The following is a 17184-nucleotide window of genomic DNA, read 5'->3' on the forward strand; positions in this document are numbered from 1 at the left end:
CCCTAATACCGTGGGGCCGCGTTAGCGACCCCTTGCCGCTTTGAGCGGCTCACGAATTCAAAGCCCCCGGCTTTGCCGGGGGATGGTTACTCACAGCCGCCGGCTTCCAGATTCCGGCAGCCAGCTTTACACAATCACGACCGGAGCATGCCCATGAGCAGCGACGACACACAATTCGAGGGGATGGACTGGATCAGGGCCGAGCTCGAGGACACGCTCGACGAGGATTTCGAGCTCGAGATCTCGGAGCCGGCCCTGTCGATGGAGCTGCGCAGGATCTACAAGCGCAGACATCCGGACACCCTCGACCGGCGGGTCTATTTCACCGAGCTGCTCGCCCTGCAGGCCGAGCTGATCAAGCTCCAGGACTGGGTGGAGCACACGGGCGAGAAGATCGCCGTCATCTTCGAGGGCCGCGACGCCGCCGGCAAGGGCGGCGTCATCAAGCGCATCACCCAGCGGCTCAACCCGCGCGTCTGCCGCGTGGTCGCGCTCACCAAGCCGAGCGAGCGCGAGCGCACCCAGTGGTACTTCCAGCGCTACGTCTCCCATCTGCCCTCGGGCGGCGAGATCGTGCTCTTCGACCGCTCCTGGTACAACCGCTCCGGGGTCGAGCGGGTCATGGGGTTCGCCTCCGAGGATCAGGTCGAGCAGTTCTTCCAGGACGTCCCGGAGTTCGAGCGCATGCTGGTGCGATCCGGCATCCGGCTGATCAAGTACTGGTTCTCGATCACGGACGAGGAGCAGCAGCTGCGCTTCCTGATGCGCATCCACGATCCGCTCAAACAATGGAAGCTGAGCCCCATGGATCTCCAGTCCCGCGTCCGCTGGGAGGCCTACACCAAGGCCAAGGAGGAGACCTTCGCCCGGACCAACATCCCGGAGGCCCCCTGGTTCATCGTCGAGGCCAACGACAAGAAGCGCGCCAGGCTCAACTGCATCCACCACCTGCTCCAGCAGATCCCCTACGAGGAGGTGCCGCACGAGCCGATCACGCTGCCGGACCGCGTCTTCGATCCGAACTACGAGCGCGAGCCGCTGCCTCCCGAGCTGCACGTTCCCCGGCGTTACTGAAGCGTCCTAACGGCAGGGATGCCGCCAGCGTCACCCCATCGTCACCGTCCCGTCACAGAAGCTCAATAGAGCCCCCGTAGCATCGGGGCCACCTTCGCCATGCACTCGATGAGCGCGCGGTATCCAGGGTCAATCCACAGCACGAGACGACAACGATGCAGTCACGCACACGGGGAATCCTGCTCACATCCATGCTGGCCGCGGGAATGGCCGGATACGTCCAGGCCGACACGGACTCGCCCTTCGGCCTCGCCACCGCCAATGCACTCGGATCCCATGACAGGATCGAGAGCTTCCGGCGGATCGCGACGCTCGGCAACTATCGGAATCTCGCTCCGGCCGACATCGGCGAGGAGACGGTCTCCGAGATCGTCGCCGCCACCAAGAACGGCAAGACGCTGGTCTACACCGACAGCCCGGGCGAAGCGATCGGATTCGTCGACATCTCGGATCCGTCCAAGCCCTCCCCGCTCGGCCGCGTCGACATGGGCGGCGAACCGACCTCGGTCGAGGTGATCGGCAATCTTCTGGCCCTGGTCGCCGTGAACACCAGCGAGGATTTCGTCGACACCGGCGGCCGGCTGATCGTGGTGAACATCCCGCGCCAGACCATCGTCGGCTGGATCGAGCTCGGCGGCCAGCCGGACTCCATCAAGCTGAGCCCCAAGGACGACTATGCCGCCGTCGTCATCGAGAACGAACGCGACGAGGACGTCACGGTCGACGGCGTCGAGGGCGGCCTGCCCCAGTCGCCCGCCGGCTATCTGGCCATCGTCGACATCCAGGGCACCGACCCGAGCGGCTGGGACCTGCGCCGGGTCGAGCTGACCGGACTCGCCAGCTACGGCAGCAGCGATCCCGAGCCCGAGTTCGTCGACGTCAACAGCCAGGATCAGGCAGTCGTCTCGCTGCAGGAGAACAACCATCTGGTGGTCGTGGACCTGCCGACCGGCGCGATCGTCAGGGACTTCGACCTGGGCACGGTGGACCTCACCCGGATCGACGCCACCGAGGACGGCATCATCTCCCTGACCGAGAGCCTCGACGCCGTCCCGCGCGAACCGGACGCCATCGCCTGGGTCCCGCTGGACCTGCGCCGCACCCGCCATCTGATCGCCACCGCCAACGAGGGCGACCTCTTCGGCGGCAGCCGCGGATTCTCGCTCTTCGACCCCGAGGCCAAGCTCGACCCGCTGGTCTACGACAGCGGATCGAGCTTCGAGGCGATCGCCGTCCGCCACGGCCACTACCCGGAGGAACGCTCGGAGAACAAGGGCTCCGAACCCGAGGCGGTCGAGTTCGGCCGCTTCGGGCGCGACGACTATCTCTTCGTCGGCTCCGAGCGCGGCAGCTTCGTCGCCGTCTACGCCATGGAGGATGGCGAACCCAGGTTCACCCAGCTGCTGCCCGGACCTCTGGGGCCGGAAGGACTGCTGGCGATTCCGTCGCGCAACCTGCTCGTCGCCTCGGGCGAGGAGGACGATCCCGAGTACGGCGTGCGCTCGAGCATCATGATCTACGAGCTGGGACTCGGCTATCCGACCTATCCCCAGATCCTCTCGGCCGACGACGCCAACGGTTCGCCCATCCCCTGGTCGGCGCTCTCGGGAATGGTCGCAGACCCGAAAGACCCGAACCGCCTCTACGCCGTCTGGGACTCCTTCTTCTCGGAGAGCCGCATCCTCACCATCGACGTCTCGGGCTCCCCGGCGGTCATCACCGATGCCATGACCATCCGCGGCGGCACCGGCAACTATGACCCCGAGGGCATCGCCATCGCCCCGGACGGCAGCTTCTGGATCGCCAGCGAGGGCAACAAGGACGACTCGCGCCCCAATCGTCTGCTCCAGGTGAGCGCGGACACCGGGGAGGTGCTGCAGGAGATCGGCCTGCCCGAGGAGATCCTGGCCTGCCGCGCCGCCTCCGAGTCGACCGCGACCCTGGGCTCCGGATTCGAGGGACTGGCCGTGCAGGCGACGGCATCCGGATACCGGCTGCTCGTCGCCCAACAGCGCGGCTGGGACTACAGCACCGCCGCCTGCGAGGATCTGGACGACGACGCCGGCGGTCTCGACGCCAACGGACAGCCGAGACGCGCCCGTCTCTGGACCTATGATCAATCCAGCGGCGACTGGGGCCACATCGCCTGGGAGCTGTCGAACGTCCCCGAGCGTGCGAGCTGGGTCGGGCTCTCCGAGATCAGCGCCACCCCGAGCGGCTCCTACATCCTGATCGAGCGCGACAACCGCACCGGCGATTTCACCGAGATCAAGAATCTGGTCGAGGTGAACGCGGCAGCCATGACCGACGGGCTCGTCTCCGCATCCGAGAAATCGGCCTTCGATCTCATCCCCGAGCTCGAGGCCACCAACGGCTGGATCACCGACAAGCCGGAAGGCGTGGCCGTCACCGGCCGCGGTGTCGTCTATCTGGTGACCGACAACGACGGTGTCGACGACTGGTCGGGCGAGACCTGGTTCCTCAACCTCGGCTACTACCGGAACCTCTTCCGCTGAGCCTCACGCGCCCCTGAGCGGTCGGACCCCGGAGGGGCGAGCGGAGACGGACGGAATCCGCTCGACCCTCGCGACTGGCGCATACCGGAAGGTCTGACCCCGATCATGGCGGCCGTCCGGCCACGCCTGATAGGATCCCCCGCGTCCGCTTCCCTGCCCCATCAGGAATCACCGAACCAGCCGTAGACAGCCTCCCTGGCAGCCCGCAGGACTGCCGATGCCTAATGACGATCCCATGTAGGTTATATTTCGGCGATGCGACCCGCACGCCGCCGCGAACGCGTGGCCCTGGGTCCCAGCCGGCACACATCAGCCAACACCAGGAGTATCAATGGTTGAACAGGACCCAAGAACCGGTTTGAGACCGGTTCTGTCGCACCCCGACCTCACCCGCAGATTCTGGGAGCGCCGGTCGCTCACCAACGGCATTCTGACCGGCCTCACCTGGCTCGTCGCCATCGCCGCGGCCATCCCGCTGGTCTCCGTCATCTATCTGCTCCTGGTCAAGGGCGGAACACGGCTCTTCAGCGCGGATTTCATGGAGATCCTGACCGGCCTGCCGCCCGCCGGATTCGAGATGGGCGGCGGGATCGGACCCGCCATCCTCGGCACCCTCGCCATGGTGGGGATCGCCTGTCTCATCAGCATACCCATCGGGGTGCTCGCCGCCATCTATATCGGCTTCCTCGAACCCAAGAGCCGCATCGCCGGCGCCTCGCGCTTCCTGGCCAAGGTACTGACCGGATTCCCCTCGATCATGGCCGGCGTCTTCGTCTACGCCATCATCGTCATCCACTGGGGCTACTCGGCCTGGGCCGGCGGCGTCGCACTCGCCGTGCTCATGCTGAGAACCGTGGTGCTCGCCTCCGAGGAGGCGCTGGCCCAGGTGCCCCAGCTGATGAAGGACGCGGCCTACGGCATGGGCTGCACTCGCAGCCAGGTGGTCTGGAAGGTCGTGCTGCCGACCGGTCTGCCCGGGATCCTCACCGGCGTCATGCTGGCCATCGCCGGCGCGGCCGGGGAGTCCGCCCCGCTGCTCTTCACCGCGCTCTTCAGCAACTACTATCTGTCCGAGATCAGCGAGCCCACGGCCTCGCTCTCCATCCTCATCTACAACTTCTCGGGCATGCCCTTCGAGAACCAGATCGAGCTCGCCTGGACCGCCTCCCTGGTGCTGGTGCTGATCGTCCTGACCTTCAACATCCTGGCGCGTCTGCTGGAAAAACCGAAGGTCTGAGCATTCTCGGGCGAAGATACCCGCACGAAGCGGGACTTCGCCCAAGCTCCCGAGGCTCAGGCATGCAACGTCTGCATGCCCCAGGCCGGATCGATCTCGGTCGCAGGCGCATTCTGGCCGCTGGAGATTCCCCGGAACAGACCGGCCCGATTCCTGAGTTCGTCCGCAAGTCCGTTCAATTGGGCGCCCGCGGCCTCCAGCTGCGTCATGCCTGCGCTGCCCTGGTGGGTGGCGTCTCGGATCGCGACCACGTTCTGGTTGATCTCGCTGGCGACCGCGGTCTGCTCCTGGGTGGCGGAGGCGATCTGGGTCATGAAGTCGGAGATGCCGCCGACCGCGTCCCGGATGTCCGCCAGCGCCTCTCCCGCCTTCCTGGCCGCGTCCATGGCCTGGCTGGTTCCGCGCTCGCTTCGGTGCATGACCTCGCCGACGCGCTGGGAGCTGTTCTGAAGCTTCTCCACCATGGATTCGATCTCGTTGGCCGAGGTCTGGGTCCGCTGGGCCAGGGTCCTCACCTCGTCCGCGACCACGGCGAATCCGCGTCCCTGGTCGCCGGCGCGCGCCGCCTCGATGGCGGCATTGAGCGCCAGCAGATTGGTCTGTTCGGTGACACCCTGAATCACCTCGAGGACCTTGCCGATCCCCTGCATCTCGGCCCTCAGCGATTCGATGCTCTCGCCGGCCTGGGCGATGTTCTCGACCAGCGAGGACATGGCCTCCACGGTCTGGCCGACCGCGCCATTGCCCTGCTCGGCCAGTTCCCTGGCCTGCCGCGCCGCGCCGGCAGCATCGGAGGTGTTCCGGGCCACCTCCTCCGCCGTCGCCGTCATCTGCTCCATGGCGGTCGCCGCCTGCTCGGTCTCCTGGGTCTGACGGTTCGCCCCGTTGCGGGCGTCCACCAGTGAGGTCGTCATCTGTGAGGTGGCGGCCGAGAGGGTCAGGGCCGAACCGCTGATCTGCTCCACGAGATCGCGCAGACGCTCGACCATGCGATCGAAATCGGAGGCGATTTCCCCGATCTCGTTGCCGACGTCCAGATCGGCTCGGAAGGACAGATCCGAATGCTCGAGGATATGGGCCATGGCGAGACGCAGCCGTCCGAGCTGCCCGATCACGGAGCGATAGAAGAGCCAGCCCAAGAGGGCTACCAGCAGCAGCGCCGCCGTCGTTCCCGCCGCGAACAGCGTCAGGGACTCGGCGTAGAGGTGCTCGGCGTATTCCTTCTCCTCGTGGGCGACGCGCAGCTGGAGCGAGACGAGCTCGTCGATCTTGTTCGTCACCGGGTCGATGATCGCGTACAGGGGGCCGTCGAAGGCGTTCAGCTGACCGGCCACTCCACCCCGCAGACGGCCGAGCTCGGCCGTCAGGCGGTCGATGGAGGCATCGGCCGTGGCGAAGAGCGTGCTCGCCTGCTCGACCAGAGCGGCCTCCTCCTCGGTCAGCTCGGTCTGAATATAGGCCTTCCAGCGCCGATCGATTCCCTGGCGGGCCTGCTCGACCATCCGCAGCGACTCCTCGGCCGTCAGCAAGCCGCCGTTGGCCTTATTGACCGCATCGATGACCCTGACCGCGTAGTCGTCGGAGATGGCCTTCAGCTCCTGCAGCGGAACCACGCGATCGAGATAGATCCGATCGACGCCCTGATTGACCAGTCGCAGCAGATTGACCGAAACCATGCCCAGGGCAAGCATCGCCAGGCTGGGGATCAGCGCCAGCAGGATGAGTTTGGTGCGGATCTTCGTATGATCGATCCATTTCATTCGGGACACTCCCAGTGTTCGTATTGGATGTGCCCGAAGGGGACGGTCGATTCGGCTGCCGGATGCGTCCGCAGATCGCCAGGCGCGACTCGGATCGGCGCAGAACCTCTCTAGGCACGCACCGCAAGATACAGAGCCATGGGTCCGTCCGCGGTGAGATGCGTCAAGACAGGAACCGATGGAGTCGGGGAAAGGCGGTCCATTGCGTCGAACGACGGGATCGGAGCGCCCGGAGGATCTCAGTGGAGCCTGAAATAGGCGACCTGCTCCCGGAGCGCATTGGACATGCGATTCAGATTGGCGCACTGGGCGAATCCCGAATCCGCCGCGTCGGCATGATCCTGGGCCAGCTGCGCGATCTCGTTGACGCTGGCGGCGATGGTCTCGGCCATGCGGCTCTGCTCCTCGGCCGCGCTGGCGATCTGGTGGGTCATCTCCATGAGTCTCGCGACCGAGTCGGCGAAGGCGTCCAGGTTCTCGACCGCCTGTCCGTAATGCTCGACGCTCTGCCTGGCGCGATCTCGGTTGGCATGGATGACGCAGACCGCCTCCTTGGATCTGGACTGGAGCGCGCCGATCAGACCCTCGATCTCCTCGATCGACTCATGGGTGCGCAACGCCAGCTGACGCACCTCGTCGGCGACCACGGCGAAGCCCCGTCCCTGCTCGCCCGCGCGCGCCGCCTCGATCGAGGCGTTGAGCGCGAGCAGATTGGTCTGGCTGGCGATGGCACGGATGACGTCCAGCACCTGGCCCACGGCATCGCTGCGGTCGGCGAGTCCCAGGACTACGTTCGCCGCCTCCTCGATCTCGGCGCCGAGACGCTCGATCAGCTCGGTCGTCTGTTGCAGGATGCGGCGGCTGCCGATGATCCGCTCCTCGGCCTCGGTCGTGGTGCCGACCGCCCGGCTGGTGTGATCGGCGACGATCTGGGCCGAGCTGGCCAGCTGACCGACGGCGACGTCGACGTTGCCGGTCTCGGCCTTCTGGCGGTCGAACTGGATCTTGCTGGTCTGCGCCAGACGCTCGATATCGCTGGCCGAGTCGTGCAGATCGCCGCTCGCCGCATGCAGATGGGTGACGATCTCGCGAATGCGCTCGACCATGGCCTGGAGGGCGATCATGAGGACGCCGACCTCGTCCTTGCGCCGGGTCGCGAAGGAGACGTTGAGATGCCCCTCGGCCACCTGCGAGACGGCCCTGACCGCATCGTCGAGCGGACGCAATGCGCGGCGCATGTAGAGATAGAGCCCGATCGAGGCGGCCACCAGGAGCAGGAGCACGCCCGAATAGGCGATCCGCTCGAAACGGCGCTGGGCCTTGAACCCGGCGGTATCGTCCGCGATGGAGACCAGGTGGGCGATGGGTTCGCCGTCGACGCCTCGGATGGGCAGGATGGCGACGCTGTAGGCCAGATCGCCCGACAGCCTGGTCTCGCGGGCGATCCGGCCCAGAGGCGGAATCGAAGGGGCCAGCGTTTCATAGAGCGCGTTCTGGGTGCCGTACTGGAGCCCGCCGTCCGCCCCGACCAGAAAGGCCTCGGCACCATCGATGGACTTGAGTTTGGCCAGGGCCGATGCGATCGGGGACTGGAAGACGACCACACCGATGGGATCGTGACGCGAACGCAGCTGGAAGCTCAACAATGCAACCGGAGCCCCGTTACGATCGAGCCCGACACCATGATGCCGCTCGCCATCCCCCTGAGCAGCCGTCATGAGGAACCTGACGGACTCGGGCAGTTCGGCCACATCGCCGCAGCACAGTTGTTCGCCCTCCGTGTCGAACAGATGGAGGCTCCGGTAGTAGCCCTGATCGCCGATGAGATTGTCGAGCGAGGCGACGGCCTTCTCCAACCCCTGCGGGTCCCTCTTCTTGAGTGCCTGCTTGAGATAGAAATCGCGCTCGAAATCGCCGATGCCCAGCTCCATGCGCTCGAAGACGCGATCGGTGACCTGGCGCCAGACCAGGTTTTTGCCGAGCGCGACCTCCTCGGCGACGCGCGCCTCGATGCGCGCATTGCCGGCCCGCGCGACCAGAACCAGGACGGCGGCCACCGTCAGCGTGACCAGGATTGCAGCCAGAGTGACGCTCCGACGGATACTCATGTACGACTCCAACAAACATGGATGGAGCAACGGCCGGTTGGACCGTCCGCTCCTGGATCTCTAGAAATGAAACAGGCCGGGGCAGACGGCTCTTCGGCCGTTAGTTAAGCAAGCGAGCATGACCCCCTAATGACATCGGCCGGCGGATGCGATCCGGATGTCCGCTCGACTTCCTCGGGGTTCGTGCGGAACGGCCAGCCGCCGTCATCCAGATGCGCGACGAATGAGTCGAGCGGCATGGGTCGGGCGAAGAGATAGCCCTGGAAGAGGTCGCAGCCTTCCTCGACGAGCCGGAGGTGCTGCTCGCGGGTCTCCACCCCTTCGGCGATGACCTTGAGCGAGAGCGCCTTGGCCATGGCGACGGCGGCGCGCAGGATGGCCCTTCCGCGTCCGTCGTCCATGATGCCCTGCACCAGGGTGCGATCGAGCTTGAGCGCGTCGATCGGCAGCGACTTGAGCGCGCTCAGCGACGAGTATCCGGTGCCGAAATCGTCGAGCTCGATCCCGATCCCCATCGCGCGAAGCTCCTCCATCACCTTGCCCGCGTGCTCGAGATCCATGAAGAGGCTGCTTTCTGTGAGCTCCAGCTTGAGGCTCCCGGTACAGACGCCGTTCGACCGGATCACATCCCGGATCTTGCTCGCCAGGGTCGCATCGGAGAACTGCCGCGGGCTGATGTTGATCGCCACCGAGAAATCCGGCGGCAGATCATGGCGCGCCATGAGGGTCAGATCCTGGCAGACCTGGGCCATGACCCATTCCCCGATCATCAGGATCAGCCCCGTCTCCTCGGCCAGGGGTATGAAGTCTTCGGGGGGAATCAGATCCCCGTCCGGGGGCAGCCAGCGCAACAGCGCCTCGGCACCGATCAGCTCGCCCGAAATCGAGATCTGGGGTTGATAATAGAGGCACAGCTCGTCGTTCTGCAGCGCCCCCTTGAGCGCCTGCAGCATGGAGTTGCGGGAGTTGATGGCCGCCTGACGCGCATCGGTGAAGAAGCAGATGCGGTTGCGTCCGGACTCCTTGGCCTCGAACATGCCGATGTCGGCCTGGCGCAGGAGGTCGTCCACCTTCATGTCGCGCCATCCGAACAGGGTCACCCCGATACTGGCCGAGGTCTGGTGGGCCTGATTCTTGTCGCCGATCCGATAGGGCTGGATCAGGGCCGAACGGATCTTCTCGGCGATCTTCGACGCCTGAGCACGGGCCTCGGCAAGATCAGTTCCCAGCGATTCGAGCACCGCGACGAACTCGTCGCCGCCGAGCCGGGCGATGGTGTCGGAATCGCGGACGTTGTCGCGCAGACGCCTGCCGACCTCGATCAGGAGCGCGTCGCCGGCGTCGTGACCCTGGGTATCGTTCAGGGACTTGAAGTTGTCCAGATCCAGCATCAGCACCGCCCCGATGGAACAGGTGCGCCTGGAGGTCGCCACGGCATGCTCCATGCGGTCGCGCAGCAGACGCCGGTTGGCCAGCCCCGTCAGGGGATCAAACAGCGCCAGCTTGCGGATCTGATCCTCGGTCCGCTTGCGGTCGGTGATGTCCCAGATGTAGCCGTGCCAGCGCGTGCCGCCATCGGACAGACGCTCCGGCGTGGCATGTCCCTCCACCCAGACCGTTCCCAAGGCGGGATGGACGGCACGGAACTGGTCGCGCCAGATGCTGAGATCGCGCGACGAGGTCTGCAGCTTGTTCAGGACGCGCTCCACGTCCTTGTGATGGAAGGCGGCGAAGGCGGGCGTGGCGTCCTCGCGGATCTGTTCCGGCCTGACGCCGAAGAGGTCGCGAATCCCGGGACTGCAGTAGGGAAAGCGCGACGAGCCGTCGGGAAGCAGCCGGTATTGAAAGAGGAATCCGGGCACGTTCTCCGACAGCTTCTCGAGACGACGGGACAGCTCCTTGCGCTCGGTGATGTCATGCACCACGCCCGAGACCCCCAGCAGCCGATCGTCGGAACCGCGCCGGGCGACCACCTGCTGATAGACCAGACGCTCCTGTCCGTCCGGCTGGATCAGCCGGCACTCGAACCAGACCGGGGTCAGGCCCTCGCGCGCCCTGGCGATCGCGGCCAGGCAGGCGCCCCGATCGTCCGGGTGGATCAGCTGCATCGTATTGTCCGGGGTCGGCTCGAAGCCCTCGGGCGAGATGCCGAAGATGCGATAGGTCTGGAGCGACCAGGAGAGCCTGTCGCTGCCCTCGTCCCACTGCCAGTCGCCGACCATGGCCAGCTGCTGGGCGGCGATCAGACGCTCGCGGGTATCCTTGAGCTCGCTCACCGTGCGCTTGAGCGAGGAGACCGCCTCATGGATACGGCGCTCGAGCGGACGGAAGATGATCAGCGCCTCCAGGATGAGCGTGCAGAGCGCGGCGATCCAGATGCCGAGTTCCAGCCGCTCGATTGAGAGGATGGCCCGGTTGCCGATCCGCTCGTACTCGTCGACCGCCGCCTCGAACATGGGATCCATGGCATGGGGGCCATAGGTGATGAGGAAGACGTAGGGCGCGGAACCGAGGCCGAGATCGCCCTTGTCCATGTCGTAGAGCGCGCGGGCGCGCTCCAGGAAGCGGTCGAGCGCCAGATCGAGGCCCGCCACCGGATCCTCGTAGACGAGTTCCAGCCCCTCGCTCTCGACCCGGGGAATCCCCTGCTCGGCAGACCCGTCGCGGAGCACCCGGTTGGCCGATCGCATCTTGTTGATGGCCTGTCCGACCTGGGCGCGGGCGACGTTCAGCTCGACATCGTCCTCGGTGGTGACCATCAGGGTAGCGAAATAGGCGATGCGATTGGCCAGCCCGCTCTGATGGCTCGCCAGGCTGATCAGCCGCGCATAGTTGCGCTGCTCGGAGATCACCCGCTGCATGGTCATGTAGGAGGCTGTGACCAGGAGTGCGATGACACCGAGTCCGAGAAGATATCTGAAGCGCAGACTGCGCTCTGGCGAGAAGATCGTCATACGCGGTAAGGCCTCTTAACTTGCGCGGTCGTCGAGCTCATGCCGGTCGACCGCGCGTCGCAGGACGTGCGCCAGCGCCAAGCGCCGATGCGCGATCTCTTGGAGCTCTCGGGTGAAGAAGCGGAAATGTCCCGGACCCAGGGCCTTGGCCGCATACATGGCGGTATCCGCATGCTTGATCAGGGTCTCGAGACGCTCCGCGTCATGGGGATAGATGGCGATGCCGATACTCACCGAGACGACCAGCTGGCGGCCGGCGATCGCAAAGGGTGGTCCGAAGGCATCGATCATCTTCCGGGCGATCGAGTGCAAAGGGCGGTCGTCCAGAATGCCCTCGACGATGAGGGTGAACTCGTCTCCGCCCATGCGCGCCAGGGTGTCCGTATCGCGGACGATCGCGCTCAGTCGAGCGGCGACGCCGCTCAGGAGTTCGTCGCCGACGTCGTGTCCCAGGGCATCGTTGATCTCCTTGAATCGATCCAGGTCGAGAAAGAAGAGCGCGACCTGGCAGCGCCCGCGCTTGGCCTTGGCGATCGCCAGACGCAGACGGTCGTAGAAGAGATGCCGGTTCGGCAGACGGGTGAGGTTGTCGTAGTTGGCGAGCAGCATCAGCTGATCCCGCGCCCGTTCCTGCTGGCTCGCCATCTGGTTCAGGGAACGCGCCAGACGGCCGAGCTCGTCGTGCGAGCGTTCCGGAAGCTTGTGCTCCAGGTTGCCGGCGGCATATTGCTCCACCACCCGGTTCATGTCGCGCAGGGGGCGCGACAGCGAAACGGACAGACGCCAACCGATCAGCAGACTGACGACGACGGTCACCAGCACGCTGATCCAGGCGATCGACACGAAACGACGGACGAAGCTCTGCCAGGCACCGGCGACCCGGGTATGCATCGCTTGGAGCAGGACGCGATTGCGCGCGTTGGAGAGCGCGATGCGCGCATAGCCGATGATCGCTTCTCCGTAACCGATGGTGAAATACACCAGCCGACCCGAAGGGACAGTCTCGACCAGGGGCGCGCCGGGCGACAGATCCCCGGGAAGCGGATAGCGGCGGCCGTGCTCCGGATTCTCGCGGGTGCCGTCGGTGACGACGCCTCCGTCGGCATCCAGGATCAGGACCGAATCCGGGGACAGCCAGGATTCGATCCGCGCGATCTCCTCGTTCAGCGCGCTCACGTCCAATGCATAGAGGGGATCGAACAGGCGGTCTCCGAGATAGGCGCCGCTGGCGCGCAGCGCATCGATGTCATGGCCGATCTGCACCGAGGAGAAGGATTCGGTCAGATCGGCGCGCAGGCTGTTGGTGCCCTCGAAGACGAAATAGCCGGCGAGCAGGAGCACCAGTCCCATGGCCGCCAGGAGGATGGAGGCGATGAAGAGGGTGTATCTGACACTGATTCCGCGAAGTGGAGACATCAATCGGCGTCGTCGGGACGATCGAGCCTGCCCAGCACGTCCGACCAATAGTCGAGGTCGGCGCGATCCGCGTCCGTCAGGCGCTCGATCCTGGCGATGCGCGCGGCGGCCTCCAGTGCCACCCGGCCCTCGGCCTCTTCCGGCATATCCAGGAAGACTCGGATCACGGCCTCGCGAATCCGCACATCGAGCCCTGTGGAAAAGGACAGGAGCCAGCGCAGCACGGAACGCGTCCGACCGAAGATGCGAAGCTCCTGGCGGACGCTCGCGGGGATCCGCTCCCAATCGCCGTTGTTGAAGGCGCCGGCATCGGCGCGTCCGGCCTGGACCCAGTAGGCCTGGTTGAGCTCGGATCCGGCGAACAGATAGCGCACCCGGGCCGGGTCCGACGACGGCGCTCCGGACGGCGTCAGATGCAGCCCCTGCGCGCGCATGCTGGCCAGCGGAAGGAAATAGGCCGAGGTCGAGCGCGGCGACTCGAAGACGATCCGCCGTCCCCGAAGATCCTGCAGGCCCTGGATGGCACTGTCGCGACGCGCGAAGAAGACCGCATGGTACTGACGCTGTCCCTTGCGCCAGAGCAGCAGGGTCGGGAGGATCGTTCCGGAGCGTCTCCGAATGCTCAGCGTCGGCATGACCCCCTCGGCCAGGGCGTCGACCTCGCCCCTCTCGATCGCGGCGGCCATCTCGTCGAGATCCTGGCCGATGAAGAGATCGCCCACGAGGATGTCCCGCTCGGCGAGCCGCCGGGACAGATAGTCGTTCAGGGGGCCATATTGCTTGAGGGCATCGCTGGGCCGATCGGGACGTTCGTTGATCACCCCGAGACGAAAGGACGCCTCGGCGCACGCCGCGACCGACCAGACCGCACAGCAGAGAACCAGGGCGATCGGCAGGATTGGCCGCATGTAGGGGGAAATCGAGGTCGGAGCCGTCATTCGATCGATCGTATGGCTCGAATCCGGGTGCGCGACCTCGGATCTTGCCAGCAGGCGCCCTCGGTCGGCGGCGGATTCCAGGGCCGTGGTAACGGGATGCGATCAGCTTCCAGTGAGTGGCTCTAGATCGCATCCAACGGCATCGGCATGGGATGAGGCTGGAGAACTCTGGTCTACCAGACTCGACTTTCACATCATCTTAACGACGAATCGCTACGATTAGGTGACCACGCTGTCGGACGCACGCCTGATTCTGGACGGTTCTCCCGGACGGCGTATAGTCCCGCACACCCAGCTTTCGTCAAAGCGCCAACACACGAGATTCAGCATCAGATGCCATTGCCACTCACCTTCCGTTCCCTATCGCTCATCCTGGCCTGCTGGATGGCGACCTCCGTCGGCACCAGCGCCCTCGCCGCGGAGACGATGAAGATCGTCGGCGCCGGCGCCAGCTTTCCCGCGCCCATCTATCTGCGCTGGGTGCGCGACTACTACCTGGCGCACCCCGATGTGCAGATCGATTATCAGGCGATCGGAAGCGGCGGCGGGATCGCCAATCTCATCAACGGCATGCTGGATTTCGCCGGATCGGACGTCCCCATGAAGCCCGAGGACGCCGCCAAGGTCGAGGGCGGGATCGTCCAGCTCCCCATGACGGCCGGAGCCATCGTCATCGCCTATCACCTGCCGGGCTTCTCCGAGCTCAAACTGAGCCGCGAGGCGGTCTCGGGGATCTTCCTCGGCAACATCTCGAACTGGAACGACCCGGCGATCGCGGCCACCAATCCGGGCGTCGACCTGCCGGACATGCCCATCTTCGTCGTTACCCGCGGCGATTCGAGCGGAACCACCTTCGTGACCACGCGTCACCTGGGCGCCATCAGCACCCAGTTCGCCGAGGATGTCGGGATCGACATGAATCCCGACTGGCCGAAGGCGCTCAAGGAACGCGGCGCCCTGGTTCGAGGTCTTGGCAATGGCGGCGTGGCGGCCTATATCCGGGCCATTCCGGGATCGATCGGCTACCTCCAGTACGCCTATGCCCATCTCACCAACATGCAGATGGTGGAGCTGCAGAACCGCGCCGGCGAATTCGTTCCGCCGAGCGGGGAATATTTCCGCCAGGCCATCGAATCCTTCCGCGCGGATCTGGACCTGTCCGAGGTCTCCGACCCCAAGGGCGACGGCTCCTATCCGGTGCTCTCGCTCTCCTGGATGATCCTGCACAAGGACTATCCGGACGACAAGGCGGCGGTAATCAAGGACTTCCTGCGCTATGCGCTGACGGACGGCCAACAGGTCGCCGATCTGCTCGGCTATATTCCGCTTCCCGCCGAGGCCGTGAAGGCAATCCTGGAGAAGGTCGAAGAGATCCACTGACATCCTGGCCGGCGATGCGCGCGATTCCGCCTCTCAGGCGAGAGATACCCATGAATCCGCAACCACCGAACACGAGGCATGCATGACACCGCTGGAGAAGACCGAGGCACTGTATCGCGAGCTCGTCGCCTGGTACGGCGAAGGCGACGATCGCGAGACCCGCGCCGCCGCCAAGCTGCTGATGGTCGCCCTGCTCAAGCTCAAGGAGCACGGCGGGCCGGGCTGGCGGAGTCTGGTCGACGAATACCTGAGGATGCTCGAGCGCGATCCCGAGCGTTTCCTCCGCATGATCGACTCCAACCGAGGCGTCGAAAAGATCAGCCCCGATCCGCTCGATGGACAGGGCAACCTTATTGCATGACTCGCAAGGAATTCTCGCACGACCCATCCCGCAAGACTCAAGCCGTCATCGAAACGTCATCATTCCTTAACAAGAACGAACGCAGTCGAGAGCAAGAATATCGGCGCTTCGAACCATGACCTCCCCTTTCGGGGTCGACCGTCTCACCCTTTCCAACCACGGGGTACATTCATGCACAAGGCATCCGTCCTCAAGACCGCGCTCGCCGCTGGTTTCGTTTCCGTTTTCGCGCTCTCCTCCACCGCCCATGCCGACGACGTCAAGCTCAACGGCTCGGGCGCCAGCTTCCCCTTCCCGATCTACTCCAAGTGGTTCAAGGATTTCAGCAAGGCCAATGACGGCATCCGGGTCGACTACCAGTCCAAGGGCAGCGGCGCCGGCATCCAGGATCTGATCAACCACACCGTCGACTTCGCCGCCTCCGACGCCGCCATGAAGGACAAGGAGATGGCTCAGGTCGAGGAAGGCGTCGTCCTGCTGCCCATGACCGCGGGCGAGGTGGTCATCATCTACAACCTCGAGGGCGTCGACGAGCTGAAGCTGCCGCGCGCCGTCTATCCCGAGATCTTCTCCGGCAAGATCACCAAGTGGAACGATCCCAAGATCGCCGAGGCCAATCCCGGCGTCGACCTTCCGGACGAGACCATCACGGTCGTCACCCGCTCCGACTCCTCCGGAACCTCCTTCGTGTTCACCGGCCACATGTCCAACATCGACGAGGCATTCAAGGAGTCCGTCGGTCAGGGCAAGGCGCCCAACTGGCCGAGCGCTTCCAACTTCGTCGCCGCGCCCAAGAACGACGGCGTCACCGCCCAGGTCCAGCAGAACCAGGGCTCGATCGGCTACGTCGAGTACGGCTATGCCAAGCTGACCGGCTGGAAGCAGGTCGCCATGCTGGAGAACAAGTCCGGCAAATTCATCGCGCCCGGCCCCGAGAGCGGTGCCGCCGCCCTGGCCTCCGCCCAGTTCCCGGAAGGCACCCTGCCGAACAGCGACGTGCCCAACCTGATCGCCTGGGTCTGGGATCCGGCCGGTGAGGATGCCTATCCGATCGCGACCTTCACCTGGATGCTCTTCTACAAGGACCAGGACGACGACAAGGCCGCCGCCCTGCGCAAGATGGTCGCCTACGGTATCGAGGAAGGCCAGAAGATCGCCGACTCCATGGGCTACATCCCTCTGCCCGAGAACGTCCGCGAGATGGTTCTCGAGACCGCCGAGTACATCCAGTGACGGCACTCGATCGCTGAGCGTCCGATGGCGCCCGAGGGCGCCGGTCGACCGCGACAGGCGAGGCGTCGCACCCAGAACCGATCCGTCGTGCGGCGGATCGGTTCTCGCGCGAGAGACCCTGGGTCATCGAGCTGGCCGCCCTCGCCCCGCCATGGACCAAGCCCGCCCTCCCCGCTCGGCACCACCGGATCGCCGCCCATCACGTAT

General features: G+C 65.4%; 11 protein-coding genes. 6 read left to right on the plus strand and 5 right to left on the minus strand.

Annotated elements, in window-relative coordinates:
* The first annotated feature begins 153 nt into the window (after positions 1-153).
* The 3 genes from ppk2 (at position 154) to pstA (ending at position 4827) form a co-directional block, all read left to right on the plus strand.
* Positions 154-1074, plus strand: a complete 921-nt coding sequence (ppk2, locus tag D779_RS20000; protein ID WP_043757977.1) for a polyphosphate kinase 2 — start codon at positions 154-156, stop codon at positions 1072-1074.
* Positions 1075-1229: 155 nt separating this feature from the next.
* Positions 1230-3590: an esterase-like activity of phytase family protein gene (locus D779_RS20005; RefSeq protein ID WP_043757927.1), complete on the plus strand. Its 2361-nt coding sequence runs from the start codon at positions 1230-1232 to the stop codon at positions 3588-3590.
* Positions 3591-3921: 331 nt separating this feature from the next.
* Entirely contained in the window at positions 3922-4827 is a 906-nt protein-coding gene (gene pstA, locus D779_RS20010) for a phosphate ABC transporter permease PstA (RefSeq protein WP_043757928.1), read from the plus strand.
* A gap of 56 nt (positions 4828-4883) precedes the next feature.
* Here pstA and D779_RS20015 read toward each other — a convergent pair whose 3' ends face one another.
* The 5 genes from D779_RS20015 to D779_RS21385 all read right to left on the minus strand — a co-directional run bounded on the left by D779_RS20015 (position 4884) and on the right by D779_RS21385 (position 13973).
* Positions 4884-6587, minus strand: coding sequence for a methyl-accepting chemotaxis protein (locus tag D779_RS20015; RefSeq protein WP_081763629.1), 1704 nt, complete (start codon positions 6585-6587; stop codon positions 4884-4886).
* Between the two features lie 239 nt (positions 6588-6826).
* Positions 6827-8695, minus strand: a complete 1869-nt coding sequence (locus tag D779_RS20020; RefSeq protein ID WP_043757931.1) for a methyl-accepting chemotaxis protein — start codon at positions 8693-8695, stop codon at positions 6827-6829.
* A gap of 104 nt (positions 8696-8799) precedes the next feature.
* Positions 8800-11649, minus strand: a complete 2850-nt coding sequence (locus D779_RS21375) for an EAL domain-containing protein (RefSeq protein ID WP_081763630.1) — start codon at positions 11647-11649, stop codon at positions 8800-8802.
* 15 nt (positions 11650-11664) lie between these two features.
* The gene (locus tag D779_RS21380) at positions 11665-13065 is read right to left on the minus strand and encodes a diguanylate cyclase domain-containing protein (RefSeq protein ID WP_052348319.1); all 1401 of its coding nucleotides are present in this window, start codon (positions 13063-13065) and stop codon (positions 11665-11667) included.
* Positions 13065-13973 carry a phosphate/phosphite/phosphonate ABC transporter substrate-binding protein gene (locus D779_RS21385; protein WP_052348320.1) on the minus strand — a complete coding sequence of 303 codons (909 nt, stop codon included), beginning with the start codon at positions 13971-13973 and terminating at the stop codon, positions 13065-13067. The genes D779_RS21380 and D779_RS21385 overlap by 1 nt, the downstream gene beginning before the upstream one ends.
* Before the next feature lie 363 nt (positions 13974-14336).
* Between D779_RS21385 and pstS (D779_RS20040) the strand changes: the two genes are divergently transcribed.
* The 3 genes from pstS (D779_RS20040) to pstS (D779_RS20050) all read left to right on the plus strand — a co-directional run bounded on the left by pstS (D779_RS20040) (position 14337) and on the right by pstS (D779_RS20050) (position 16977).
* Positions 14337-15383, plus strand: a complete 1047-nt coding sequence (gene pstS, locus D779_RS20040) for a phosphate ABC transporter substrate-binding protein PstS (protein ID WP_043757935.1) — start codon at positions 14337-14339, stop codon at positions 15381-15383.
* A gap of 82 nt (positions 15384-15465) precedes the next feature.
* On the plus strand, positions 15466-15744 hold the full coding sequence (locus D779_RS20045; RefSeq protein ID WP_052348321.1) for a hypothetical protein: 279 nt from the start codon (positions 15466-15468) through the stop codon (positions 15742-15744).
* A 171-nt stretch (positions 15745-15915) separates the two neighbouring features.
* Positions 15916-16977, plus strand: a complete 1062-nt coding sequence (gene pstS, locus D779_RS20050) for a phosphate ABC transporter substrate-binding protein PstS (RefSeq protein WP_043757937.1) — start codon at positions 15916-15918, stop codon at positions 16975-16977.
* Positions 16978-17184: the final 207 nt, after the last annotated feature.

The organism is Imhoffiella purpurea (genome assembly GCF_000585215.1).
Classification (GTDB): Bacteria; Pseudomonadota; Gammaproteobacteria; order Chromatiales; family Chromatiaceae; genus Imhoffiella; species Imhoffiella purpurea.